Origin of the sequence: Pricia mediterranea (assembly GCF_032248455.1) — a bacterium.
Classification (GTDB): domain Bacteria; phylum Bacteroidota; class Bacteroidia; order Flavobacteriales; family Flavobacteriaceae; genus Pricia; species Pricia mediterranea.
Map to the genome: position 1 here is coordinate 1,822,011 of NZ_JAVTTP010000001.1, position 21,680 is coordinate 1,843,690.

Annotated in this window: 16 protein-coding genes; 11 read left to right on the top strand and 5 right to left on the bottom strand. The window is 47.3% G+C overall.

All coding sequences use genetic code 11. The features are described 5' to 3' along the window. The first annotated feature begins 26 nt into the window (after window positions 1–26). On the top strand, window positions 27–3,434 hold the full coding sequence (gene mfd, locus RQM65_RS07575) for a transcription-repair coupling factor (RefSeq protein ID WP_432279862.1): 3,408 nt from the start codon (window positions 27–29) through the stop codon (window positions 3,432–3,434). 100 nt (window positions 3,435–3,534) lie between these two features. Here the strand turns inward: mfd and RQM65_RS07580 are convergent, their stop codons facing one another. Continuing rightward, window positions 3,535–5,817 carry a DUF2357 domain-containing protein gene (locus RQM65_RS07580; protein WP_314013876.1) on the bottom strand — a complete coding sequence of 761 codons (2,283 nt, stop codon included), beginning with the start codon at window positions 5,815–5,817 and terminating at the stop codon, window positions 3,535–3,537. 2 nt (window positions 5,818–5,819) lie between these two features. Continuing rightward, a complete protein-coding gene (locus tag RQM65_RS07585; protein WP_314013878.1) occupies window positions 5,820–7,511 on the bottom strand; it encodes an McrB family protein in 1,692 nt (563 codons plus the stop codon). A gap of 264 nt (window positions 7,512–7,775) precedes the next feature. On the opposite strand from RQM65_RS07585, the gene RQM65_RS07590 reads away from it, so the two are divergent. The 4 genes from RQM65_RS07590 to RQM65_RS07605 all read left to right on the top strand — a co-directional run bounded on the left by RQM65_RS07590 (window position 7,776) and on the right by RQM65_RS07605 (window position 11,540). Beyond that, window positions 7,776–9,065 carry an acetylxylan esterase gene (locus tag RQM65_RS07590; protein ID WP_314013879.1) on the top strand — a complete coding sequence of 430 codons (1,290 nt, stop codon included), beginning with the start codon at window positions 7,776–7,778 and terminating at the stop codon, window positions 9,063–9,065. Between the two features lie 19 nt (window positions 9,066–9,084). Beyond that, complete coding sequence (locus RQM65_RS07595; protein WP_314013881.1) at window positions 9,085–9,933, top strand: DMT family transporter; 849 nt, start codon at window positions 9,085–9,087, stop codon at window positions 9,931–9,933. Window positions 9,934–9,971: 38 nt separating this feature from the next. Beyond that, window positions 9,972–10,991, top strand: coding sequence for a 3-dehydro-L-gulonate 2-dehydrogenase (yiaK, locus tag RQM65_RS07600; RefSeq protein WP_314013882.1), 1,020 nt, complete (start codon window positions 9,972–9,974; stop codon window positions 10,989–10,991). Window positions 10,992–11,108: 117 nt separating this feature from the next. Continuing rightward, window positions 11,109–11,540 carry a hypothetical protein gene (locus tag RQM65_RS07605; RefSeq protein ID WP_314013884.1) on the top strand — a complete coding sequence of 144 codons (432 nt, stop codon included), beginning with the start codon at window positions 11,109–11,111 and terminating at the stop codon, window positions 11,538–11,540. Between the two features lie 212 nt (window positions 11,541–11,752). Here the strand turns inward: RQM65_RS07605 and RQM65_RS07610 are convergent, their stop codons facing one another. Together RQM65_RS07610 and RQM65_RS07615 are read right to left on the bottom strand one after the other, a co-directional pair. Continuing rightward, window positions 11,753–12,448, bottom strand: a complete 696-nt coding sequence (locus tag RQM65_RS07610; protein WP_314013885.1) for a zinc metallopeptidase — start codon at window positions 12,446–12,448, stop codon at window positions 11,753–11,755. A gap of 202 nt (window positions 12,449–12,650) precedes the next feature. Then, window positions 12,651–15,932, bottom strand: a complete 3,282-nt coding sequence (locus tag RQM65_RS07615) for a leucine--tRNA ligase (RefSeq protein ID WP_314016806.1) — start codon at window positions 15,930–15,932, stop codon at window positions 12,651–12,653. Window positions 15,933–16,084: 152 nt separating this feature from the next. Here RQM65_RS07615 and RQM65_RS07620 point away from each other — a divergent pair, with 152 nt between their 5' ends. The 5 genes from RQM65_RS07620 (at window position 16,085) to RQM65_RS07640 (ending at window position 20,132) form a co-directional block, all read left to right on the top strand. Further along, on the top strand, window positions 16,085–16,963 hold the full coding sequence (locus RQM65_RS07620; protein ID WP_314013887.1) for a cell division protein FtsX: 879 nt from the start codon (window positions 16,085–16,087) through the stop codon (window positions 16,961–16,963). A 408-nt stretch (window positions 16,964–17,371) separates the two neighbouring features. Continuing rightward, window positions 17,372–17,641, top strand: a complete 270-nt coding sequence (locus tag RQM65_RS07625) for a DUF3098 domain-containing protein (protein WP_314013889.1) — start codon at window positions 17,372–17,374, stop codon at window positions 17,639–17,641. A 2-nt stretch (window positions 17,642–17,643) separates the two neighbouring features. Further along, a complete protein-coding gene (locus RQM65_RS07630; protein ID WP_314013891.1) occupies window positions 17,644–18,438 on the top strand; it encodes an undecaprenyl-diphosphate phosphatase in 795 nt (264 codons plus the stop codon). Window positions 18,439–18,478: 40 nt separating this feature from the next. Then, window positions 18,479–19,180 (top strand): tRNA pseudouridine(55) synthase TruB, encoded by a 702-nt coding sequence (gene truB / locus RQM65_RS07635; RefSeq protein WP_314013893.1) that lies wholly within the window; start codon window positions 18,479–18,481, stop codon window positions 19,178–19,180. Window positions 19,181–19,352: 172 nt separating this feature from the next. Continuing rightward, window positions 19,353–20,132: a hypothetical protein gene (locus RQM65_RS07640; protein WP_314013894.1), complete on the top strand. Its 780-nt coding sequence runs from the start codon at window positions 19,353–19,355 to the stop codon at window positions 20,130–20,132. A gap of 53 nt (window positions 20,133–20,185) precedes the next feature. On the opposite strand, the gene RQM65_RS07645 is transcribed toward RQM65_RS07640, so the two are convergent. Next, window positions 20,186–20,824 carry a thioredoxin family protein gene (locus RQM65_RS07645; RefSeq protein WP_314013895.1) on the bottom strand — a complete coding sequence of 213 codons (639 nt, stop codon included), beginning with the start codon at window positions 20,822–20,824 and terminating at the stop codon, window positions 20,186–20,188. 139 nt (window positions 20,825–20,963) lie between these two features. Here RQM65_RS07645 and RQM65_RS07650 point away from each other — a divergent pair, with 139 nt between their 5' ends. Then, window positions 20,964–21,527 (top strand): DNA-3-methyladenine glycosylase I, encoded by a 564-nt coding sequence (locus RQM65_RS07650; RefSeq protein WP_314013896.1) that lies wholly within the window; start codon window positions 20,964–20,966, stop codon window positions 21,525–21,527. Window positions 21,528–21,680: the final 153 nt, after the last annotated feature.

Here is a 21,680-nt window from a genome sequence, read left to right on the forward strand (position 1 = left end):
AAAATAACGGCTCTAAAGATGGAGTAGTGAAGGTTGGCCGGCCGGATAGGGATACTCCCGACGGGCAACATATTCTAAAAGGCCTGGTAGGTTCTTCGCTCTCTTTCGTACTTTCGAATGCTTTTCAACAATCGGACAGGCCATTCCTGTTAATCTTCAATGACAAGGAAGAAGCCGCTTACTATTTGAACGACCTCGAGCAGCTGATCGGTGAAAAAGATGTGCTGTTCTATCCGGGGAGCTATCGTCGGCCATACCAGATCGAGGAAACCAACAATGCCAATGTGCTATTGCGTGCCGAGGTATTGAACCGAATAAATTCCCGCAAGAAACCAGCGGTGGTCGTTACCTACCCCGATGCACTTTTTGAAAAGGTCACCACCCGAAAGGAATTGGATAAGAACACCCTGAAGATCAAGTTGGATGATTCCCTCTCCTTGGATTTTCTCAACGAAGTGCTTTTTGAATACAAGTTTAAACGGGTAGATTTTGTGACCGAGCCCGGGGAGTTTTCCGTCCGTGGAGGAATCGTCGATGTTTTTTCCTTTTCGAACGACGAGCCCTACCGTATCGAGTTTTTCGGGGATGAGGTGGAAAGCATTCGCACCTTTGACGTGGAGACACAACTGTCTACGGACAAGGTCAAAAAAATTACCATTATCCCCAATGTGGCGGACAAGCTCATACAGGAAAAGCGGGAAGATTTCTTACGGTACATATCTGCCGAAACTGTGATCTTTACTAAAAATCTGGAGTATATCAATGACCGTTTGGATGATTTCTACGAAAAGGCCGTCACTGCTTTTGGAAAATTATCCAAAAATATCAAACACGCCGAACCTGAGGAGCTTTTTACGGATTCCGAAAACTTTCGGAAGCAGTTGGATGCCTTTCAGGTCATGACCACAGCGGCCGCACCTACACCCGGAGCGGAAAAAGAAAACTTCCAACCATCCCCTGCCGTGGCAAATACGGTCGGGACGCCCGTATCGAGCACCTCGGTTCCCCTCGCCACAGGCGCAGTCGAGATAATATTTAACACCAAGCCCCAGCCCTCCTTCAACAAAAAGTTCGACCTGCTGATCGAAAACCTCAACGATCACAAAGCCCAAGGCTACACCAACTACATCTTTTGTGCCAGCGAGACCCAAGCCAAACGTTTTCGGGCAATTTTCGATGACGCCCACCAGCAAGTGCATTATCAAACCGTGGTCTTGCCGCTCTATCAAGGTTTTATCGACGACGAGCTTAAAATCGTCTGCTATACCGATCACCAGATCTTCGAACGCTACCATCGATTTCACCTGAAAAATGGCTACGCAAAAAAGCAGGCTATTTCCCTCAAGGAACTGAATAAACTCGAAATCGGCGATTACGTTACCCATATCGACCACGGTATCGGCAAGTTCGGGGGACTCCAAAAAATCGACGTGGAGGGTAGAAAACAAGAGGCCATCAAACTCATGTACGGCGAACGCGACATTCTCTACGTCAGCATCCACTCCCTGCACAAAATATCAAAGTACAACGGGAAGGACGGTGCCGTACCCAAAATCTTCAAGCTCGGCTCCGCCGCTTGGAAAAAGCTAAAACAAAAGACCAAGACGCGGGTCAAGAAAATCGCTTTTGACCTAATCAAGGTCTATGCGAAACGGCGGTTGGACAAAGGCTTCCAATACGGCCCCGATACCTACTTGCAAAACGAGCTCGAGGCCTCTTTTATCTATGAGGACACTCCCGACCAGGGCAAGGCCACAGAGGATGTCAAGCGGGATATGGAAAGTGAACGCCCGATGGACCGGCTAATCTGTGGTGACGTAGGCTTCGGAAAGACAGAGGTCGCCATCCGTGCCGCCTTTAAGGCCATCGACAACGGTAAACAGGTCGCCGTGCTAGTACCGACCACAATCCTGGCCTTCCAACACCACCGGACCTTCTCCGAACGCCTTTCGGACATGCCGGTGACCGTCGATTACCTCAACCGGTTCCGAACCGCCAAAGAGCGGCGCATTACCTTGGAAAATCTGGCGTCCGGCAAGGTCGATATCATCATCGGCACCCACCAATTGGTCAATAAAAAAGTCAAATTCAAGGACCTCGGCCTATTGATCGTGGACGAAGAACAGAAATTCGGCGTCTCGGTGAAAGACAAGCTTAAATCCATCAAGGAAAACGTGGATGTACTGACGTTGACCGCCACGCCCATTCCCCGTACCCTACAGTTCAGCCTGATGGCGGCACGGGATCTGTCCGTCATCAACACCCCGCCGCCAAATCGATATCCTATCGAGAGCCGGGTCATCGGCTTTTCCGAAGAAACGGTCCGCGATGCCATCAGTTACGAGATCCAGCGCGGGGGACAGGTATTCTTTATCCATAACCGCATCGAGAACATTACGGAAGTCGCCGGCATGATCCAACGTCTCGTTCCCGACGCCAAGGTCGGAATCGGCCACGGCCAGATGGAGGGCAAAAAACTGGAAAACTTGATGCTCAGTTTTATGAACGGGGAATTTGACGTGCTGGTTTCGACCACCATTGTCGAAAGCGGACTCGATGTCACCAACGCCAACACCATCTTTATCAACAACGCCAATAACTTCGGCCTCAGCGACCTGCACCAGATGCGGGGCCGGGTGGGCCGTAGCAATAAAAAGGCTTTTTGCTATTTTATCACGCCCCCCTATGAGGCCATGACCCCCGACGCCCGCAAGCGTATAGAGGCCCTCGAACAGTTTACCGAACTCGGCAGCGGCTTCAACATCGCCATGAAAGATCTGGAAATCCGCGGTGCCGGCGACCTGCTGGGAGGCGAACAGAGCGGCTTTATCAACGAAATCGGCTTCGAGACCTACCAAAAAATCCTCTCCGAGGCCATCGATGAGCTCAAGGAAAACGAATTCAAGGAGCTTTATGATGAGGTCGAGGGCCACAAAGAAAAAGTATTTGTCAAGGAAACCCAGATTGATTCCGACTTCGAGCTCCTCTTTCCCGACGATTATATCAATAATATCACCGAGCGTCTCATGCTCTACACCGAGCTTAACCAGGTCAAAAACGAAGAAGGCCTGGAACAATTCGAGACCCAGCTCGTCGACCGTTTCGGCGAACTCCCCCCTCAGGCCGAAGATCTGTTGAACTCCGTCCGCATCAAGTGGATCGCCAATAGCATCGGACTCGAAAAGATCCTGATGAAAAAAGGCAAGATGATCGGCTACTTCATTGCCGACCAACAATCGCCCTTTTACCAGACCGACACTTTCACCAAAGTGCTACAGTTCGTGCAGTCACACCCGCAGCATTGCAAGATAAAGGAGAAAGAAACCCGGAAGGGGTTGCGGTTGATGTTGGTTTTTGAGGGGGTTACCGGTGTTGAAAGGGCGTTGGAGGTTTTGGAGCCTTTTGATAGGAAGGTTGTTGAGGTTGACTCATGAATTGGTTGTCAATTCTCACAATTGAGGTAAATTATCGTTTTTAAAATCAACAGCATAACAAGGATTTTTTCGTGGAAATAGCTACTCTGGTGTTTACAGCTTAAGTAATTTTGCATCGCATTAATTCTGAAAGGCTGGCCGTAAAAGGAACTGCGGAAAGATTACCGGTTCGATAATTTTTCAATTTCTTAAAATCCCAGCTAACACCTTCGAATTCGGGCTCGGAGACGCGTACAATATTTATCACTAAATAATTATCTTGTTCAGGAGACGGATACCCCTTTTTTAATAGATCATTTTTAGAATAAACTTTTGGGCCCCTACTTAGTATTTTCCAAAAACTACCGGAATTCTTTTCCTTTCTTTTGTGAAGAAGAAGGTATTTAGCGCTTACCGTTTCTGTATCCAACGGAAGCGAGCCCAATCCTGTCCCCATCCTAAAATTATATATATTATTCTTTTCTATCCATTTATAGTGATCCTCAGATTTATAAAAACCAACTAAAACATGGGTTTCATCAGGAATCAGGCTTCTATTTAGCCCATAGGTTTCAGGTAAGGGTTCGTTTAATTCATTTCCATCTTCAGGTGGATCTTTATAGATATCAAAGGTCCTAAACGCCAGCTTTTCACGCTGTGAGGTCCGGTTGATGAAGTGCTCTATAATTTCAAAAATAAATGCTTTCAGTTCACTGGTGCCGTTGTTCATTTTCGAAGGCCGCACAGGAAAAGCTCCCAAGCCTGGAATAATTTCATGAAATCCTTTTCTTGTAAGGGGCCGATTACCAGGATACAACACGTACGCACCGCCAGTTCGTCTTATAGCATCTTTATAAGCATGCATTTTCAACAGATCCGCGTTTTTATAAATCCCTTTCCGATTTTCATCCTTCTCTTCGACAGGCCGATTCTCCAAATTTTTCTCGACAAAATCCTTAAGATTTGCAATCTTATATTTAGCGTCGAAATGGATGTGCACAATCAATTCTTGTTTTTCCGCTTCAGGTTCACTAATGCCCAATGGCCAAAAAGATAGCGTATAATCAGGACGTAATGTTGTAGTCCAGCTACCTGGATCGGGATAGTATTTTTTTCCCGAAAAGGAACGGTTGTAATTGAAACGGACATTTAATTTTCTTGAGCCCGAATCATAAACACCCCAAAGCGCGGTATCCTTACCTTGTTTTATTTGAAGGTTCAGGCCATCGGGCGTTTCTTTGATCAATTCGGAAATATCGACGGGATCAATGTCAAAAACAGACTGAAGTAAATCGAGCAACGTAAAGAAGAGCCAATATTCATAAAGTGTTGCCACGTCCTTTTTACCCCCGCTATAAATATCTTCACCGCCCGTCCAAATCAGTTTTGCCGCGAGATCAAACATCAACCAAACACGCAGAACCTCGCGATAACCTTCTTTTCTCTGTAAAACTGGACTATTAAGCCTTAACGTATCGGGATTGGAAATTTCGCTAAAAATACTATGATGTAATTGTGATTCAAGTTCCCCGATCAGTAAACGGGATTCTCTATCCAACTTGCTATCTTTAACGGCAGCCCGATTGATATCCGTACAGAACTTCAGGAAGGTTTCAAGTGCATGTTTTATAAAGCGGTTTTCGACAGTGTCAACGGAATCTGTTTTTCGAATTGAGGCAATACGTTCTGGAAGTGAATCCAAACCATAGCTCTTCAGAAAGTGAGACTTGGGCAAACTTAATCTGTTGCTTCCCGCAATTAATTCTTTAACATTTGAATTTGACAATCTTCTGACGCTGCGAACGTCTTTGCGCTCCGTCATTTCGGCCCACTTGGTTACCGGGGCCGTCACAATTCGATGCACGGCTTCCGCAAACTCGCTTGACCCGATAATCGATTTTACGAAGGCAAATTTTTGGTAGCGGGTCTGGTTATCTTTGGCGTAATCGATTTCAAAATGATGCGATACTGGAGAGTTGGCCTGTAGCAACAAATCTGTACATTTTTCGGTGATTAGCTCAAGCATGTCCCTATAGTCATCTCGATATCCCGATTTTATGGACTGTACTTCCAACTCCACATTATCAACGATCTTCCCCGTTTCTTTCAGGATTACTGGAAGGGATAATGTGCCGACATATATATTGGGAGAGAGAACGCCTATATGGTTTCTTCGCGTATGGGGATGTACGATTTGACCTTCGACCTCTCCGAAAATATAATTCTCATTGCTAAAGGTGTAGTCGTAAAAATGACCTTCGATCAACTGGTACCTCGCCTCATTGTTTTCTACCGCGCTCTCTTCTGCGTCGAAAAGAGTACTTGGTTCTTTAGCGTCGATTTCAAGAACTAAACTTTGACGAACGGTGCTCAGATCGATTGCAATAAAATCTGTCGTTTTCATGTTTAGGCTTCTGCAAAACTCGTAAATCCGTTGTCAATAGCTCCCTTGTGCATTCTCGTTATTTTTTCAAGGGCTAGACTGTAACGCACATTGGGGCCATTGAAGTCGAAATCATCCTTGCCAAACACATCTTTTACGATATTTATATCCGACTCCAGACAGAAAGATCCCAACGTTTCCAGAACAGGACAAAGCTTTCTTCGGGAGCCGTGCAATTTGGGAAGCAGTTTCTGCATGATGGCAATATCAAGTTTTTCATTGATTTTTAGCTCATCATCAACCACCGCGAGCTGATTGATCAACCTGATAATTTCAGTAGCGCTACGATAGCCGAATTCAGCACCGCTTTTTTTGAGTTGCCCAAAAAAGCGCATTAATGTATCTTTAATGATTTCGCTATCGGTCCCTTCAAATTCCTTATTCTCGGCCAACTTAAGAAAACTCTTGGCCATGCCCGCCCCTTTGGTATTAAGAACCTCCAGATTTACGGTCGTCTTTGAATTTAGAAAGTTTCTCATCTCTTCGGCTACTACCCGAAACTCGATAGTATTGGCCCTATCAAGAACCTTAGGACTGAACATATTGGTCGTCTCATCAATGTTTACCGTGCCTATTATAAAAAGGTTCGAGGGAAGATTTAAATTCGGAGGAGCTCCGTTTTTGATAGACCCATCTGTGTAAAGCGGAATGCTTTCCTTAGATTCCATCACGCTTAAAAAATCAGCAAAGTAGCGCTCCACATGGCTCAAGTTCATTTCATCCAGAATCAAAAAATAGGGTAGTTCTCTATTTTCATTGGCTCTGATAATCAAATCAAGTACATCACTATCGGGTTTGACGTATTCCTCCGACTCCAGTGCATTAGGGTAGCCCAACAAAGGTTCGCGATTGGTCCAATCGGCACCTACCGGCACTATGCGATATTGGGTATCGTCTTGGCATATCCATTGCGCGAACGCTTGAGCCAGTTTCGTTTTACCCGAACCGGAGAGGCCCGTAAGGATTACGAAGGGTTTCGTAAAGAGTGAAGCTGTAAAGCGGGTGATAGTCAGCTCATCATACATCAATCCAGAATTAGCTAGTGATTTAGAGAATTCACGCTTATTAAAATTTGTAACTTCCGACCGTACTAAAATGTTATCTTCTTGTAACATCTCGTTGTAAAATCCGACCCACTTATTCCAAGGACTTCCGTACCAGTTCTTTTCTTCCTTGTTTAAAAGTTTCCATTTCTCCCTGTAATCTGATTTCAACTTATCTTCGATAATCGGAGTTTGTTCGATATTCTTCCAAAATTTGTAATTAGCGGACACTATCCCGTTTTGTTTGAACCATGTTTCAATTTTCGGAAGCATTTTTACGTACTCTTTTGAAGTTGAGTTATTTTTATGAAACTGACCTAAATATTCCAAGAATCTCTGTTTTAGATTTTCCTCATTTGCATATTTTTCCACGGCAAACCCCAATTTTCGCAAAAAACTAACCGCTTCCTTGGCATTGAATTTTTCAAAGTCTAATTCTGCATTATTTGCAATTTCATTGGCCTTGCTTACTACATACTTAGGTGGTAGATGTTTCCCTTTTAAATCGAGAAGATAATTCCTGGACAGCCTTGATTTAGGAATACCTAGAACATTAATTTCCTCCACCGCCCTTGTAATATGTTTTTCAGATATATTTTTAGGAATACTCATGAAGTCATTTTTTTTAGAATAATCATTTTTATAAGTGCTGTTCGTTATATGATGCAAATCGCATGGAATACCAATTTGTATTATGAACTAAGCCAAGTCTACCAAAATACAGTTTTTTACCCATTTTTAATAGGGAAACCTGCAATCCACATCCGAATCATCCTAAAACTCAAAAATGCCGTCAATATTTCCTAACTTTCGAAACGATTTGAAATCAGAAACGTTTTCCCGTACGACATAACATCCTTTAAACCCATCCAAAAAATGAAAACCAAACCCTACTTCTCCCTCCTATCAGCCTTACTTTTAACCCTCTATCTCCACGCCCAACCCAGTAAACAGCTGGTCGAGGTCATTGTGAGTCCCGATGAGGTGGATTGGACGTATGACGTGGGCGAGCGGGCGGAATTCTCGATCAACGTACTGCGCAACAACGTGCCGATCGAGGGGGTCAAAATCGACTATAAAATCGAGACCGATCCCGGATATCGGCAGGTCAAGGTCTGGGACGAGGGTACCTTATCCCTCGGCGGCAAGACCAAGGTCAAGGCACCGAAATTTAAGGAGCCCGGTTTTTTACGCTGCACGGTCACCGTCACGGTCGATGGAAAGGAATATTCATCCTACGCTACCGTAGGTTTTGCCCCTGACGCGATTGAACCGACGACTACGCTACCCTCCGATTTCGAGGCTTTTTGGGACAAAGGGAAGGAAGAGCTCGCCGAAGTACCCGTAAATCCGGTGCTGACCCTGCTGCCCGAACGCTGTACCGACAAGGTCGATGTGTACCACGTGCAGATGGACAATGTCGAGGGTAAAATTTATGGGATTTTATCCGTCCCCAAGAAAGCGGGCAAGTACCCTGCCATCCTGCACGTGCCGGGGGCGGGCATACGGCCGTATTACGGCGAGGTCGATGAGGCGGCCAAGGGATTTGTTACGCTGACCATCGGCATTCACGGTATTCCCGTCAACCTCGACCAAGGGGTGTACAACGACCTGCGGGCGGGGGCCTTGAAGGACTATCAGATCGCCAACCTCGATGACAAAGATCATATGTATTACCGGCGGGTCTATTTGGGCTGCGTTCGGGCGGTGGATTTTCTCCACGGCCTGGATAACTTCAACGGGGAGGATATCGCGGTCACCGGTGGAAGCCAGGGCGGGGCACTCTCCATTATCACGGCCAGCCTTGACGACCGCATCGATTATTTGGCGGCTTTTTATCCGGCGCTTTCCGACATGACCGGATTTTTACACGGGAGGGCCGGTGGATGGCCCCAGATCTTCGTGGACGACTTTACCAACAAACCCGTGAAAATAGAGGTCTCAAAATATTATGATGTAGTCAATTTTGCCCCTTCGGTAAAAGCGGAAGGCTGGTACAGCTGGGGTTATAACGACAATGTCTGTCCACCGGCCTCCACATTTTCGGCCTATAATGTAATCGATGCCGAAAAAGAACTCCACCTTTTTCAAGAGACCCAACATTGGACCTTCCCCGAGCAGCGAGAAATGAGAAACGAATGGCTTTTTAGTAAATTAAAGCAGTAGTTTTGTCCGAAATGCCCAAATGGGAAAAGCCGTTTATGCCGTAGTCCTTTGCGCCCTGATTGCCGGGAGCAACGGCATCCTAATAAAGTATATGACCACCCTCAATACCGGGGCCATCGCCTTTTTTAGGACTATGGTACCGGTCGTATTTTTAGCTCCGGTCCTGTTCAGTAAAAAACATCCGCTATTCACCGGCAACTACAAAAAGATGCTGCTGGCCTCGGCCATCAACGTAGTCCGTATCTACCTCTACCTCGTGGCCTTTATCTTTACCTCGATCGGCAATGCGGTGGTGCTGTTCTACTCCTGGCCCATTTTCGTATTCGTCCTCGAGACCTTACATCATAGCAGGCCGCTCAAAGCAAGACAGGCGGGCGTGTTGCTGATTGCGTTTGCCGGGCTGGTCATCACCTATTCCGACAAAAACTTCAGTTTCGAAAATGCGGATGTTATCGGCATGGTGGCCGCCGTACTTTCTGCCATTACATATGCCCTGACCGTGCTGATGTTCAAGTCCGAATCGCACAATTATAGCAAAGAACAGACCATTGTCTTTCAGAACTTGGTAGGCGCGTTTTTCTTTATCCCGTTTCTCTTTTTTGTCCCCGATGCGACGTTGGACCAACTCGGCGTAGGGATTTTTTACGGATTTCTGATCGGTATCATCGTCTTTAAGCTCTTTTTCTACGGTCTGAAGCATTTGGAAGCCTCGACCGCTTCGTCATTGATGTACCTTGAAGTGGTCAGCGCCATGGTGTTGGGCTATATAATTTTGGAGGAAGAATTGACCCTAAATACCGTCCTCGGGGGCGCTTTGATTATTATCAGTAGCTATCTTATTACTAGGATAAAGCCTAAAAATGGCTAACTTGATCCTACGAATCGAAATTAAACCTTCATTGTCTTATGAGTCCGAAATCCACAAAAATTCCATTTGATAAAATGCAGGAGACGCTCTATCGCCTCTTCAAGAAACATTCCTTTTCGGAGGATAAAGCCCAACTACTGGCCAGAATCTATTCCGAATCCACCTTGGATGGGGTGAACTCCCACGGCATTAACCGGGTACCCCTATTCATCGATTATGTGGAAAAGGGAATTATCAAGGTGGATGCCGAAGCGGAGAGCATAGCATCCTTCGGGAATATCGAGCGTTGGGACGGCCGTTCGGGACCCGGCATCATCAATGCCATCCAATGCACCGACCGCGCGCTGGAATTGGCGAAGGAGCATGGCATGGGGCTGGTTGCCCTGCGCAATAACAACCACTGGATGCGGGGCGGCACTTATAGCTGGCGGGCGGCGGACCAGGGGTGCATTTCCATTCTCTTTACCAACACCCAACCCAACATGCCGCCTTGGGGCGGGAAGCATAGCCGTTTGGGGAACAATCCCTTTATCGTGGGCATCCCCCGAAAGGAGGGCCATATTGTTTTGGACATGGCCATTTCGCAGTTTGCTTTCGGCACCATCAACGATTACCGGCTCAAAGGCGAAAAATTGCCCTATCCCGGGGGTTGGGACGATCAGGATGAACTATCAAAAGACCCCGAGGAAATTCTTGGCAACGAACGCGGCCTCCCGATCGGTTACTGGAAAGGCTCGGCCCTCTCGATGGTCCTGGATATGCTAGCCACCTTGCTGTCCGCCGGGAATTCCACTTATAAAATCGGACAGAACGACTACGAGGCAGGGGTGTCGCAAGTATTCCTATGTGTATATCCGGAACTGTTCGGCGATAGGGGGCTACAGGAAAAACTGCTCCAGGAGATTATCGATTATACCCATGATGTCGAACCCATGCAAACGGGCGGACGGACCTATTACCCGGGCGAGCGTACCTTACAGACCCGAAAGAAAAATCAGGAAGAAAGCATCCCGGTAAGTACGGAGGTCTGGGAGAAGGTGCTGCAATTGACTGAATAGGTTGCTTAATCGGTTTATGGACAAGGACAGTCTATGGGGAAGAACTTGTCTATTCTCGCTGCATCCATGACCGGCTACCGTGAATAGATTAGCCTATATTTGCACCAAAAGAGAACCATGAAAAAACATATTCTACTGCTTACCCTAGCCTTTGCTGCTATTGTCACATCGTGTAAAGAGGAAAAAGAAGCCACCCAAATGAAGGAAGTCATAGCCGTTCACGATGAGGTGATGCCGAAAATGGGCCAATTGGGACAATTAGTCGGAAAACTGAAAGAAAGGGAAAACGACAGTACCGATCTCGGAAAAGAATATAGGGAGGCCCGCATCGACCTGCAGGAGGCCAACCAGGCCATGATGGATTGGATGCAAAACTTTGGAGACCGATTTTCTCCGGACGAAATCATGAAAGGCAAAGAACTCTCTCCAGAAAAACAGGAATGGCTCGATGAGGAAGAGGAAAAAGTAAAGGCTCTTCGGGAGCAGATCAATTCCAGTATAGAAAATGCCCAAGAGGTGCTCGCCGTGGACAACGATACCACCAGCTAAGGTTTCATCCGTAACCCAGAACAAGTCGGGAGACGACGGTAATAGTAAGGCTTATACGCGATCATTTTAAACCGGGCGTAACTCCCGCGGCCCACCATCTCGTTCAACGCTAAAGGGTATTCCAAAAAATAATCCGACCTGCAAAATGGGCTCTATCTTTAGTGCTCCTTGCAGGTCGGATTGTTTTACATCTGGTTCGGTTCGTAGGATTCTTAATCCCTACCCCCAAAGACCTGTAAACCCCAATAGACCAAGGTGGCCAGCGATCCGATTGCCGCGACCAGATAGGTGCGGGCGGCCCATTTTAGGGCGTCTTCGGACCCCTCGTATTCTTGCGGGGTAACCACGTTCTGATTTTTTAACCAAGCCAATGCCCTGTTACTGGCGTCGTACTCGACCGGCAGCGTAATAAAACTGAACAATGTGGCTAGGCCCATCATGATCAGGCCCGCGACCGCTACCCAGTAGCCGAAGCCGACTCCGGCGGCAGCACCCAGCATGAGTCCCCCGAAAACCACCCACATCGACATGCTCGAGGTCACACTGACCACGGGCACCAATTTGGAACGCAAGGTGAGCCATTCATAGGCCTGTGCGTGCTGTACCGCGTGTCCGCATTCGTGTGCGGCGACGGCGGCCGCAGCGGCGTTGCGCTGGTTATAGACGCCCTCGCTCAAGTTTACCGTTTTGGATTTAGGGTTGTAGTGGTCGGTCAACATTCCGGCGGTAGAGACCACCTTCACGTCTCTAATGCCATTGTCCGACAACATCTTTTCTGCGATTTCGGCACCGCTCATCCCGTTTTGTAGGTGTACGTTCGAATAGTGCTTGAACTTACTTTTTAATTTTCGGCTTACCAGCCAACTGACCAGGGCGATGGCACCGATCAGCACATAATATCCCATCATAACTTTCTATTTTTTGTTGTTTGTTTGTCTGTTTTTCACGCTAAATATAAGCAGGTTTCCGAATACCACGGAACCTCTTGGCAGTACTTTAGCAAAAACCTCGCCGATCGGGACTTCGGACAAAATGGCATTTGCAGATCTGTAACCCATAAGGAGCTGCCCATCTCGTTAAAATTCATGGCAAACGCAGCTATCACGAACTTCACCCGACAATATTGACGATTCTTCCGGGTACCACGATTACTTTTTTAGGGGTTCGCCCGTCCAGTTGCTGCTGGGTCTTTTCGTGGGCCATGACCGCCTCTTCGATCTGCTGCTTGTCCATCTCCAAGGGAAGCTCCATCGTAAACCGGGTCTTGCCGTTAAAGGATATCGGATATTCCTTACTGCGCTCCACCAAGTGCCTTTCCTCGAATTTCGGGAAGGCAGCAGTGGAGATAGATTCCGAATGCCCCAATTTCTCCCACAGTTCCTCGGCGATATGCGGGGCGTAGGGGGACACCAAGACGGCCAAGGGTTCCAAAATTTCTCGGCTGGTACACTTTTGGGAGGTCAGTTCGTTGACGCAGATCATAAAAGTGGAGACCGTGGTGTTGAAACTGAAATCCTCGATGTCTTCCTCGACTTTTTTGATGGTTTTGTGGAGGATTTTTAGGCTTTCTGCGGATGCGGAGGCACCATCGACCTTGAAATCCCCATTGGGACCGGAATGGTACAGTTTCCACATTTTTTTTAGGAAGCCGTGTACACCGGTAATGCCCGCCGTGTTCCAGGGTTTGGACTGTTCCAATGGCCCCAGGAACATTTCGTACAGGCGAAGGCTGTCCGCCCCGTACTCCTCACAGATGTCATCGGGATTGACGACGTTGTATTTGGATTTGGACATTTTTTCGACTTCGCGGTGAACTATAAAAACTCCTTCTTGCTCGATTTTTTGCTGACTATTCCAGTTTAAAGGTATGTTATGGCAGATTTTGCCATTTTCTAAAATAAATATGGCATTTTCGTTTTCAGAATTGCTATTCCTATAATCCTTCAAGTTCAGTTCATCGGAAGTCGTCACCATTTTAACATCGATTCGTGCCGGCGCTAGAATTAGCTCTTCAATAATTTCAGTGTTATTTTGAGAAAATCTTTCTATAATTTTTAATATTTCATTGGATGGTTTAATGTTTCGGAAGTTCTCAGCTTTTTGTAAATCCTTACTTTCTGCTCTTAATGAATTGATTAAATAACCTTCACTAATGAATATAGGAAAATCCAAATCAATAGTATGGAATGAGTTTTCCAATGAAGAATATCCAGCGATTTTAAAGCTATATGCACTAGTACCCGTAATCATCCCCTGATTGATCAACTTTTTGGCATACTCATCCACGGGTACCAAGCCCTTGTCGAACATAAACTTCTGCCAAAAGCGGCTGTACAGCAAATGTCCTGTAGCATGTTCGCTCCCGCCGATGTACAGGTCCACATCCTGCCAATACTCGATGGCCTCTTGGGAAAAGATTTCTTCGTCGTTGCGCGGATCCATGTAGCGGTTGAAGTACTGGGAGCTGCCGGCCCATCCGGGCATGGTGTTCAATTCCAGGGGAAAGACGGTCTCTTGATCGATCAACTGATTGCTGACCACTGCCGACTGCCCTGTGTCCCAGGCCCATTCGTTGGCATTGCCCAAGGGAGGCTCGCCGGTTTCCGTCGGAAGGTACTTATCGACTTCCGGCAATCGCAACGGCAGGTATTTCGCATCGATCATCTGCGGCATGCCGTCCACGTAGTACACGGGGAAGGGCTCGCCCCAATAGCGCTGCCGGCTGAAAACGGCATCGCGCAGCCGGTAATTGATCTTACCGGTTCCCTGCCCGATCCGCTCCAACTCCGCAATCGCCTTTTGCACCGCTTTTTCATAGGGCAGTCCGTTTAAAAAATCCGAATTGGCGATGACCGTTCCCTCTTTGTCCGCAAAGGCTTCCTCCGAAATATCGATGCCCTCAAAAATATTGGGGATGTCGATGCCGAAGTGCTTCGCAAAATCGTAATCCCGCTGATCGCCGCAGGGCACTGACATCACGGCCCCGGTACCGTAGCCGGCCAGCACGTAGTCCCCGATCCAGATAGGAATCGGCTCCTTGGTAAACGGATGCTCGGCATAGGCCCCGGTAAACGCACCCGTAATCGTTTTGACATCGGCCATACGGTCGCGTTCGGAACGCTTGGCAGTGGCTTCGACATAGGCCTCGACCTCCGCCTTTTGTTCGGGCGTCGTGATTTTGGACACCAACTCATGTTCAGGAGCCAAGGTCATAAAAGAGGCGCCGAAAATGGTATCGGGACGGGTGGTAAAAACATCGATATACCAGGAAGAATCATCCGCAGGCTGGGATGCGCCATCAGTTGATTCGGGCAAAGCATCCGTCTGGGATGAATTGTCCTTAGCAGCCGCCTCGGTGGACTGCGAGATGACCCTAAACTTCACGGAGGCCCCTTCCGATCTTCCGATCCAATTGCGCTGCGCATCCTTAAGGGGCTGCGGCCAATCGATCTTGTCCAGTCCGTCTAGCAGGCGTTGGGCGTAGGCGGTGATGCGCATCATCCACTGGGTCATTTTTTTGCGTACCACCGGATGCCCCCCGCGTTCCGATACCCCGTTGACGATCTCGTCGTTAGCAAGTACCGTGCCCAGGGCGGGACACCAATTAACATCTGCGTCGGCAAGGTACGTCAGCCGGTATTTTAAAAGCAGTTCTTGTTGCTGTCTGGAAGAAAAAGCTCTCCAATCCCCTGCGGAGAACCGGGGCGTATCGTCATCGCAAACGGCGCTTACACCGCTATTCCCGCTCTTTTCGAAAATGGCAATCAAGGCCTCGATGGGTTCCGCCCGGTCCGCATCCGTGTTGTACCACGAATCGAACAGTTGAATAAATATCCACTGCGTCCATTTATAATAATTCGGGTTCGAGGTCCGGATCTCGCGGTTCCAATCAAACGAAAATCCCAATTGATCCAACTGTCGGCGGTATCCCTTGATAATATTGTCCCGATAATCCGCATCGTCTATCGAGGTCGGTTCTTGCTTATCGATCAGGGCCCCGTTCTTAATACTTCCATCCTCATTGACATATTTTTCAAGAATATTCCCATCGGCATCCAAGCACCCCTCAATATTAATTTCCGTCGTATTACGGGGATGCTGTCCGGTTTGGATGGCGTATTGTTCGGCGGGCAATCCGAAGGAATCGTATCCCATAGGATGCAATACGTTAAAGCCCTTGTGCCGCTTGTAGCGTGCGTAGATGTCACTGGCGATATATCCCAACGGATGGCCGACGTGCAGTCCCGCTCCCGAGGGATAAGGGAACATGTCCAACACGTAGAATTTCTCCTTTTCGAGCTCGGAACCTTCAGGATTTTCGGCCTTGAAAGTCTTATTATCGGCCCAAAACTGCTGCCATTTTTCTTCTATTTTCCTAAAGTCGTAGTGCATGTACCGCTGTATTTCTTGTATCCTAATGATGTTCGGCAAAAATAAGTTTATTCGATTTACTTTCCTAAATTTGCGAGGTATAGTGTAGCCTGGGCCGTGCCGCGAAAGATGAATGAAGCGCAGGGTAGGTTTTAATGTGACGTGATACTTGAATGGGCAGATCCTTCGAACAGTACCAAAAACAGAAGCTGATATCCTCGTACTTTTCCGTAGTGCTGAGTATCGGACTGGTGCTTTTTTTGTTGGGGGTCTTGGGTCTGCTGGTCATCAATACCAAAAAGATGGCCGACCATTTTAAGGAGCAGATAACGGTATCCATTTTCCTCAAGGACGAGGCCAAGGATTCGGAAACGGACCAACTGCGGAAGACCCTGGCGATGGCAGAACATACGAAGTCGGCCACCTATGTCTCAAAGGAAGAGGCCGCCGAAAAGCACAGTGCGGAAATCGGGGAGGATTTTCAGGATTTTCTAGGCTACAATCCCTTAAAGAATTCCATCGACCTACAACTTCATGCGAACTACGTGACCCCTGAGGAAATTGAACTGATTGCGGCCGACCTCAGCGAAAAATCCTACGTCGAAGAGGTCAGCTATGACAAGCCCCTAGTAGGCCTGTTGAGCGAAAACGTAAAACGGATCAGTTTTTGGATTTTGGTCGCCAGCGGCATCTTTACCTTTATCGCCTTTCTGCTGATCAATAGCTCGATACGGCTATCCATCTACTCCAAACGATTTATAATCAAAACCATGCAGATGGTGGGGGCGACCAAAACCTTTATTCGGCTTCCGTTTATCTGGACGAACGTCAAACTGGGGATGCTCGGCGCCATTATGGCCATGCTCGCATTGGGAGCTACCCTGTTTTATATGGACGAAACCTTCCCCGAGCTTATGCTTTTCGAAGATCTCGAAATGCTGGCCGTGGTGTTCAGCAGTGTGTTCTTATTGGGGATTTTGATTTCCCTGGTCTGCACCTACTTTGCCACACAGCGCTTTTTAAACCTGAGAACGGACGAGCTTTATTATTGAATAAAAACCAAATTCCAAAGCCCAAATCCCATACTCTAGGACCCAAATTCCTAAGCAATACGGAGGGGACTACAGGAAATCGGAATCAAAAACCAAATCACAGGTTCCAAGTTTTCCGGGAGGAACAAGAATCACTTTTCGACCCTGACTCCCGCCTCCTGACCTAGGGTCCAAATATTAATCCCGCACCCAGAAATCCGGCAACAGAGCCAGGTTCTATCACCAAACAGCACATCCATCAACCACTTTATTATAAGCCGATAAACCCATAAACTAACTGTTTATCAATCAAAGTTCGCAATCACAAGCCAACGGTCCAGATAAGAGACTTGGCTCTTAAAAGATAAATCTTAGCCAACTTTCATCTACTATTGTTCCTAGCTTTTATCTTTTAACTATTTTTGCCGCATGGCCAAGAGAAATCCTTCCAAAAAAACAGACCAACAGCCGAAGAAGGAATTTATTTTCCAGAAGAAGAACTACACCTTTATGTTCATCGGCATCGCCTTTATCGCTTTGGGATTTATCCTTATGGGTGGCGGCGGCACCGATGATCCTAATGTTTTCAACGAAGAAATCTACAATTTCCGCAGGATTCGGCTGGCCCCTACCCTTGTACTGATCGGGCTGGGCATCGAGGTGTACGCCATATTGTTGAACCCGCATAACAAAGATTGAATTTGGATACCCTTGACGCCATTATCCTTGGTATCATTCAGGGACTGACCGAATTTTTGCCCGTTTCCTCCAGTGGACATCTCGAATTGGGAAAAGCCATTTTGGGGGACGAATCTGTTGGCGAGCAAAGCCTGCTCTTTACGGTGGTGCTCCATTTTGCCACCGCCTTGAGCACCATAGTCGTGTTTAGAAAAGATGTTTGGGAAATTCTACGGGGACTTTTTCAGTTCAAATGGAACGAGGAAAGCCAATTCTCCGCCAAAATCATCGTCTCCATGCTGCCCGCCGTCTTAATCGGCCTTTTTTTCGAGGAAAAACTGGAAAGCTTTTTCGGTGGCGATGTCGCTTTTATAGGCCGTATGCTTATCATCACGGCCATTCTGCTCTATTTTGCCGATAGGGCCAAGAACACCACCAAGAAAGTGACCTTCGGCAGTGCCTTTTTAATCGGCATTTCACAGGCGATCGCCATGCTCCCGGGCATTTCGCGCAGTGGGGCGACCATATCGACGTCTGTGTTGTTGGGCGTTGATAAGTCCAAAGCGGCCCGCTTCTCGTTCCTGATGGTGGTACCCCTGATTTTCGGAAAAATCGCCAAGGACATTATGGGCGGACAGCTCACCTTACACAATGATAATAATCTCGCCATGGCGGCAGGCTTTATCGCCGCGTTTCTGGCCGGATTAGTAGCCTGTACCTGGATGATAAGCCTGGTCAGAAACAGCAAGCTTACTTATTTTGCCGTCTACTGCCTCATTGTAGGCTTGATCGCTATAGGATACGGGGTTTGGGGATAGCATCCGGCTCATAAAGTAATTGCATAAAAAAATCCGTGTTTTGACTGATTTCTCCGCAGAAGACTTCCTTAATGGCCAAATCTTACTGATCGATAAACCTGCTGGTTGGTCGTCGTTTCAGGCGGTCAACAAGCTCAAATGGGCCATTCGCAAGAAATTCCAACTTAAAAAAATCAAGATCGGACATGCCGGCACCTTGGACCCCTTGGCAACGGGATTGCTTATCATCTGTACGGGCAAGTTCACCAAAAGAATCGTCGAGCTACAAGGCTTACAGAAAGAATATACCGGAACGATCACCTTGGGCGCCACTACCCCATCCTATGATCTGGAAACGGAAATCGACAAGACCTATCCCATTGATCATATTACCCCGGAAATGATTCGCGGGACGGCGACCCGATTGACCGGAACCATCGAACAACGGCCGCCTGTTTTTTCGGCATTGAAAAAGGATGGAAAACGCCTCTACGAGTACGCCCGCGAAGGCAAGGAAGTCCAGATACAAAAACGAACGGTGACCGTAACGGAGTTCGATATCGTAAAGGTAGCACTGCCGGACGTCCATTTTAGAATAGTTTGCAGCAAAGGCACCTATATTCGTAGTCTGGCACACGATTTGGGACATTTATTGGACAACGGCGGCCATTTATCGGAGCTGCGAAGAAGCAAGATCGGCGATTACTCCGTAGATAATGCCATCGGGCCCATCGCATTTACAGATAATTTGCTCAGCGATTAATCTATCACCCGCTTTAAAAACGGTTCGTCCGGCCCATCGAAGCCAGATCAACACGAGGGGTTCCTACGAGGTAGTTCTTTGGGAAGCCACGAAAAGTGACCTTAAAAAAAATGGGCGAAACCATGTCATTTTTTATTATTAAATTGGGTTTACACCCCTAAAACGATGTCTTTTGCGTTCAGTTCAACGATTAATTAAAACATATCTGATCGATTTCGGTTATATGGTCATGAACCTTAACCGGAAGCAGCTGTCCTTTTTGATTACCTTTTTTTCGATGTCCATCATAATCCTATCCCTGTACAACATTCATTTGGGCAAAAAGGAAAAGATGGACGAATATGTTGTGGAGATGCTCTTACAGGATGATGTCGAGGAACTCGAAAAGCAAAAGGAAGAGCTGGAGGAAGCGCAAGAGAAAGATCCCGTTGAAAGTCATATGGCATACAACGAAGCCATGGACGCCAGTCAGGGAAATCCGGAGGATTTTAAGACCCTCGAAGAACTCATGGAAGAACGCGAAGCCGCTGAGGAAGAGAACGACGACCCGTCCGACTTTACGGATGCCGACTATTCCGAACGTATTCGGGAATTCAAAAGGAAACGTCAGCAAGTCGAGCGACGTCTAGGTGAGAAAGACGCCAAAAAGCAGGAGTACACCAACAACCTCGCCAAACGCCGGACCTCGGTCTCCTTTTCGTTGATCGATCGTACCGGTTATCGGTTACCGCCCCCGATATACACCTGTATCGAAGGGGGAAAAATCGTAGTAAACATTGAGGTAAATGGCAGCGGAACCGTTATCGACGCCGATTACAACTCAAATAGTTCGAACACCTCTAATGGCTGTTTGGTAGAAAATGCCATAGCCTATGCCTACAAGGCGCGATTCAGTTCGCACGCCCGAGCCTCGCAAAAGGGTACGATCACCTATATTTTCCAAGGAAAATAGCGGGTATTGGCCCGCATCTCGACCAAGTTTGTCCGAATCGACAAATCCTGGCTTTATGGTTTGGGCAGTAATGCCGTTATTTCCCGAAGTATCGTCTGCCCTTTATCCTTATTGTACCACTGCTGGAGTTCCTCTTTGAGTTCGGGTAAAATTTCACCGTGTCGCTCCTTATGGTCCAACACCAGTTGAGCGGCCGGTAGAGGTCGCGGACCCCAAACAGCAAAGGGAATATACTTGTCCTCCGGTCGGGTCGCTCCGGCATCCAAGAAAATCAACTTCGGAATCGACATAGCCCCGTTGGTCAGAAATCGGTTCATCAATCCGGTGTTCTCGTCCCGTAGCAAAACTTTAAAGGATATATTATCGTTGAGGTCCGCTACCTTGTTCATTACGGGCAAACTCGGCGCGGCATCGCCACACCAGCTTTCGGTCAAAACCAATAGCGTTATTTGTCTGGAAACGGACGCTATCTCCGCACGGATATCGGCATCTACCTTGACGGTCTTATCAAAGCGCCTCATCCGTCTATCGTTCATAAGGGTGTAATTGGCCAAGTCGTCGGTCTGTTCGGGGCCGGTCGATCCGCCCTCAGCTGTCAATTGCGCTACCAATTTACGATAATCGGCATACGACAGGGCCTTCGATAGGGCCTCCTCGATGAGCGATTCGGTAGTTTTTTCCGTGGTCTGCATTGCAGTGTATTTTTTTTAGATTCAAAAGATCAAAAATAAAGGAATTCAGTGAATCTATAAGTAACTTTGGTTACAATAGACATACGGGATAACAATAGCCAGATTGGGCCAACACCCGTAGTCATCCTAGGTAACGCGTATGAAAAAACAAAGATGTTTTTGGTGTCTGGGCGATGCGCTCTACGAGAAGTATCATGACGAGGAATGGGGCGTCCCCGTACGGGACGATGCCACCCTTTTCGAATTTTTGGTACTGGAAACCTTTCAAGCGGGATTGAGCTGGATTACCATCCTTCGGAAACGGGAAAACTTCAGAAAGGCTTTTGACAATTTTGACTATAAAAAAATTGCATCCTACGATGAAACCAAAATCGCTTCGCTCTTACAGGATGCAGGAATTGTAAGAAACAAGTTAAAGGTACGCGCCACGGTTACCAATGCTCAAGCTTTTCTTAGCGTACAAAAAGAATTCGGCAGTTTTAGCGATTATATTTGGGGGTTTGTGGAGGGACAGCCCATTAAGAACAGGGTGGTGAACTATAAGGATGCCCCCGCCACCACGCAAATTTCCGATGCGCTGAGTAAAGACCTCAAGAAAAAAGGATTCAAATTTGTCGGAAGCACCGTCATCTACGCCCATATGCAGGCCACGGGAATGGTTAACGACCACGAAATCGACTGTTTTCGATATGACGAGGTTTAAAGAGATCATATGTCGACGGTTTAAAGCTGCTAATACTTGTCCATCATGCAACCGCTTACCGACTAAGTCCTTGAACGATAGGCTGCAAATGTTAGAAATGTTGACTTCTTTCAACAGAACGGACAGTTAGCGCAAAACAATTTGTCCTACGCC

What these genes read in the sequence shown, in the direction of transcription:
- RQM65_RS07580 (WP_314013876.1), bottom strand. Translation starts at nt 5,817, where the DNA reads ATGAAAACGACAGATTTTATTGCAATCGATCTGAGCACCGTTCGTCAA.
- RQM65_RS07585 (WP_314013878.1), bottom strand. Translation starts at nt 7,511, where the DNA reads ATGAGTATTCCTAAAAATATATCTGAAAAACATATTACAAGGGCGGTG.
- RQM65_RS07590 (WP_314013879.1), top strand. Translation starts at nt 7,776, where the DNA reads ATGAAAACCAAACCCTACTTCTCCCTCCTATCAGCCTTACTTTTAACC.
- RQM65_RS07595 (WP_314013881.1), top strand. Translation starts at nt 9,085, where the DNA reads ATGGGAAAAGCCGTTTATGCCGTAGTCCTTTGCGCCCTGATTGCCGGG.
- yiaK (WP_314013882.1), top strand. Translation starts at nt 9,972, where the DNA reads ATGAGTCCGAAATCCACAAAAATTCCATTTGATAAAATGCAGGAGACG.
- RQM65_RS07605 (WP_314013884.1), top strand. Translation starts at nt 11,109, where the DNA reads ATGAAAAAACATATTCTACTGCTTACCCTAGCCTTTGCTGCTATTGTC.
- RQM65_RS07610 (WP_314013885.1), bottom strand. Translation starts at nt 12,448, where the DNA reads ATGATGGGATATTATGTGCTGATCGGTGCCATCGCCCTGGTCAGTTGG.
- RQM65_RS07615 (WP_314016806.1), bottom strand. Translation starts at nt 15,932, where the DNA reads ATGCACTACGACTTTAGGAAAATAGAAGAAAAATGGCAGCAGTTTTGG.
- RQM65_RS07620 (WP_314013887.1), top strand. Translation starts at nt 16,085, where the DNA reads ATGGGCAGATCCTTCGAACAGTACCAAAAACAGAAGCTGATATCCTCG.
- RQM65_RS07625 (WP_314013889.1), top strand. Translation starts at nt 17,372, where the DNA reads ATGGCCAAGAGAAATCCTTCCAAAAAAACAGACCAACAGCCGAAGAAG.
- RQM65_RS07645 (WP_314013895.1), bottom strand. Translation starts at nt 20,824, where the DNA reads ATGCAGACCACGGAAAAAACTACCGAATCGCTCATCGAGGAGGCCCTA.
- RQM65_RS07650 (WP_314013896.1), top strand. Translation starts at nt 20,964, where the DNA reads ATGAAAAAACAAAGATGTTTTTGGTGTCTGGGCGATGCGCTCTACGAG.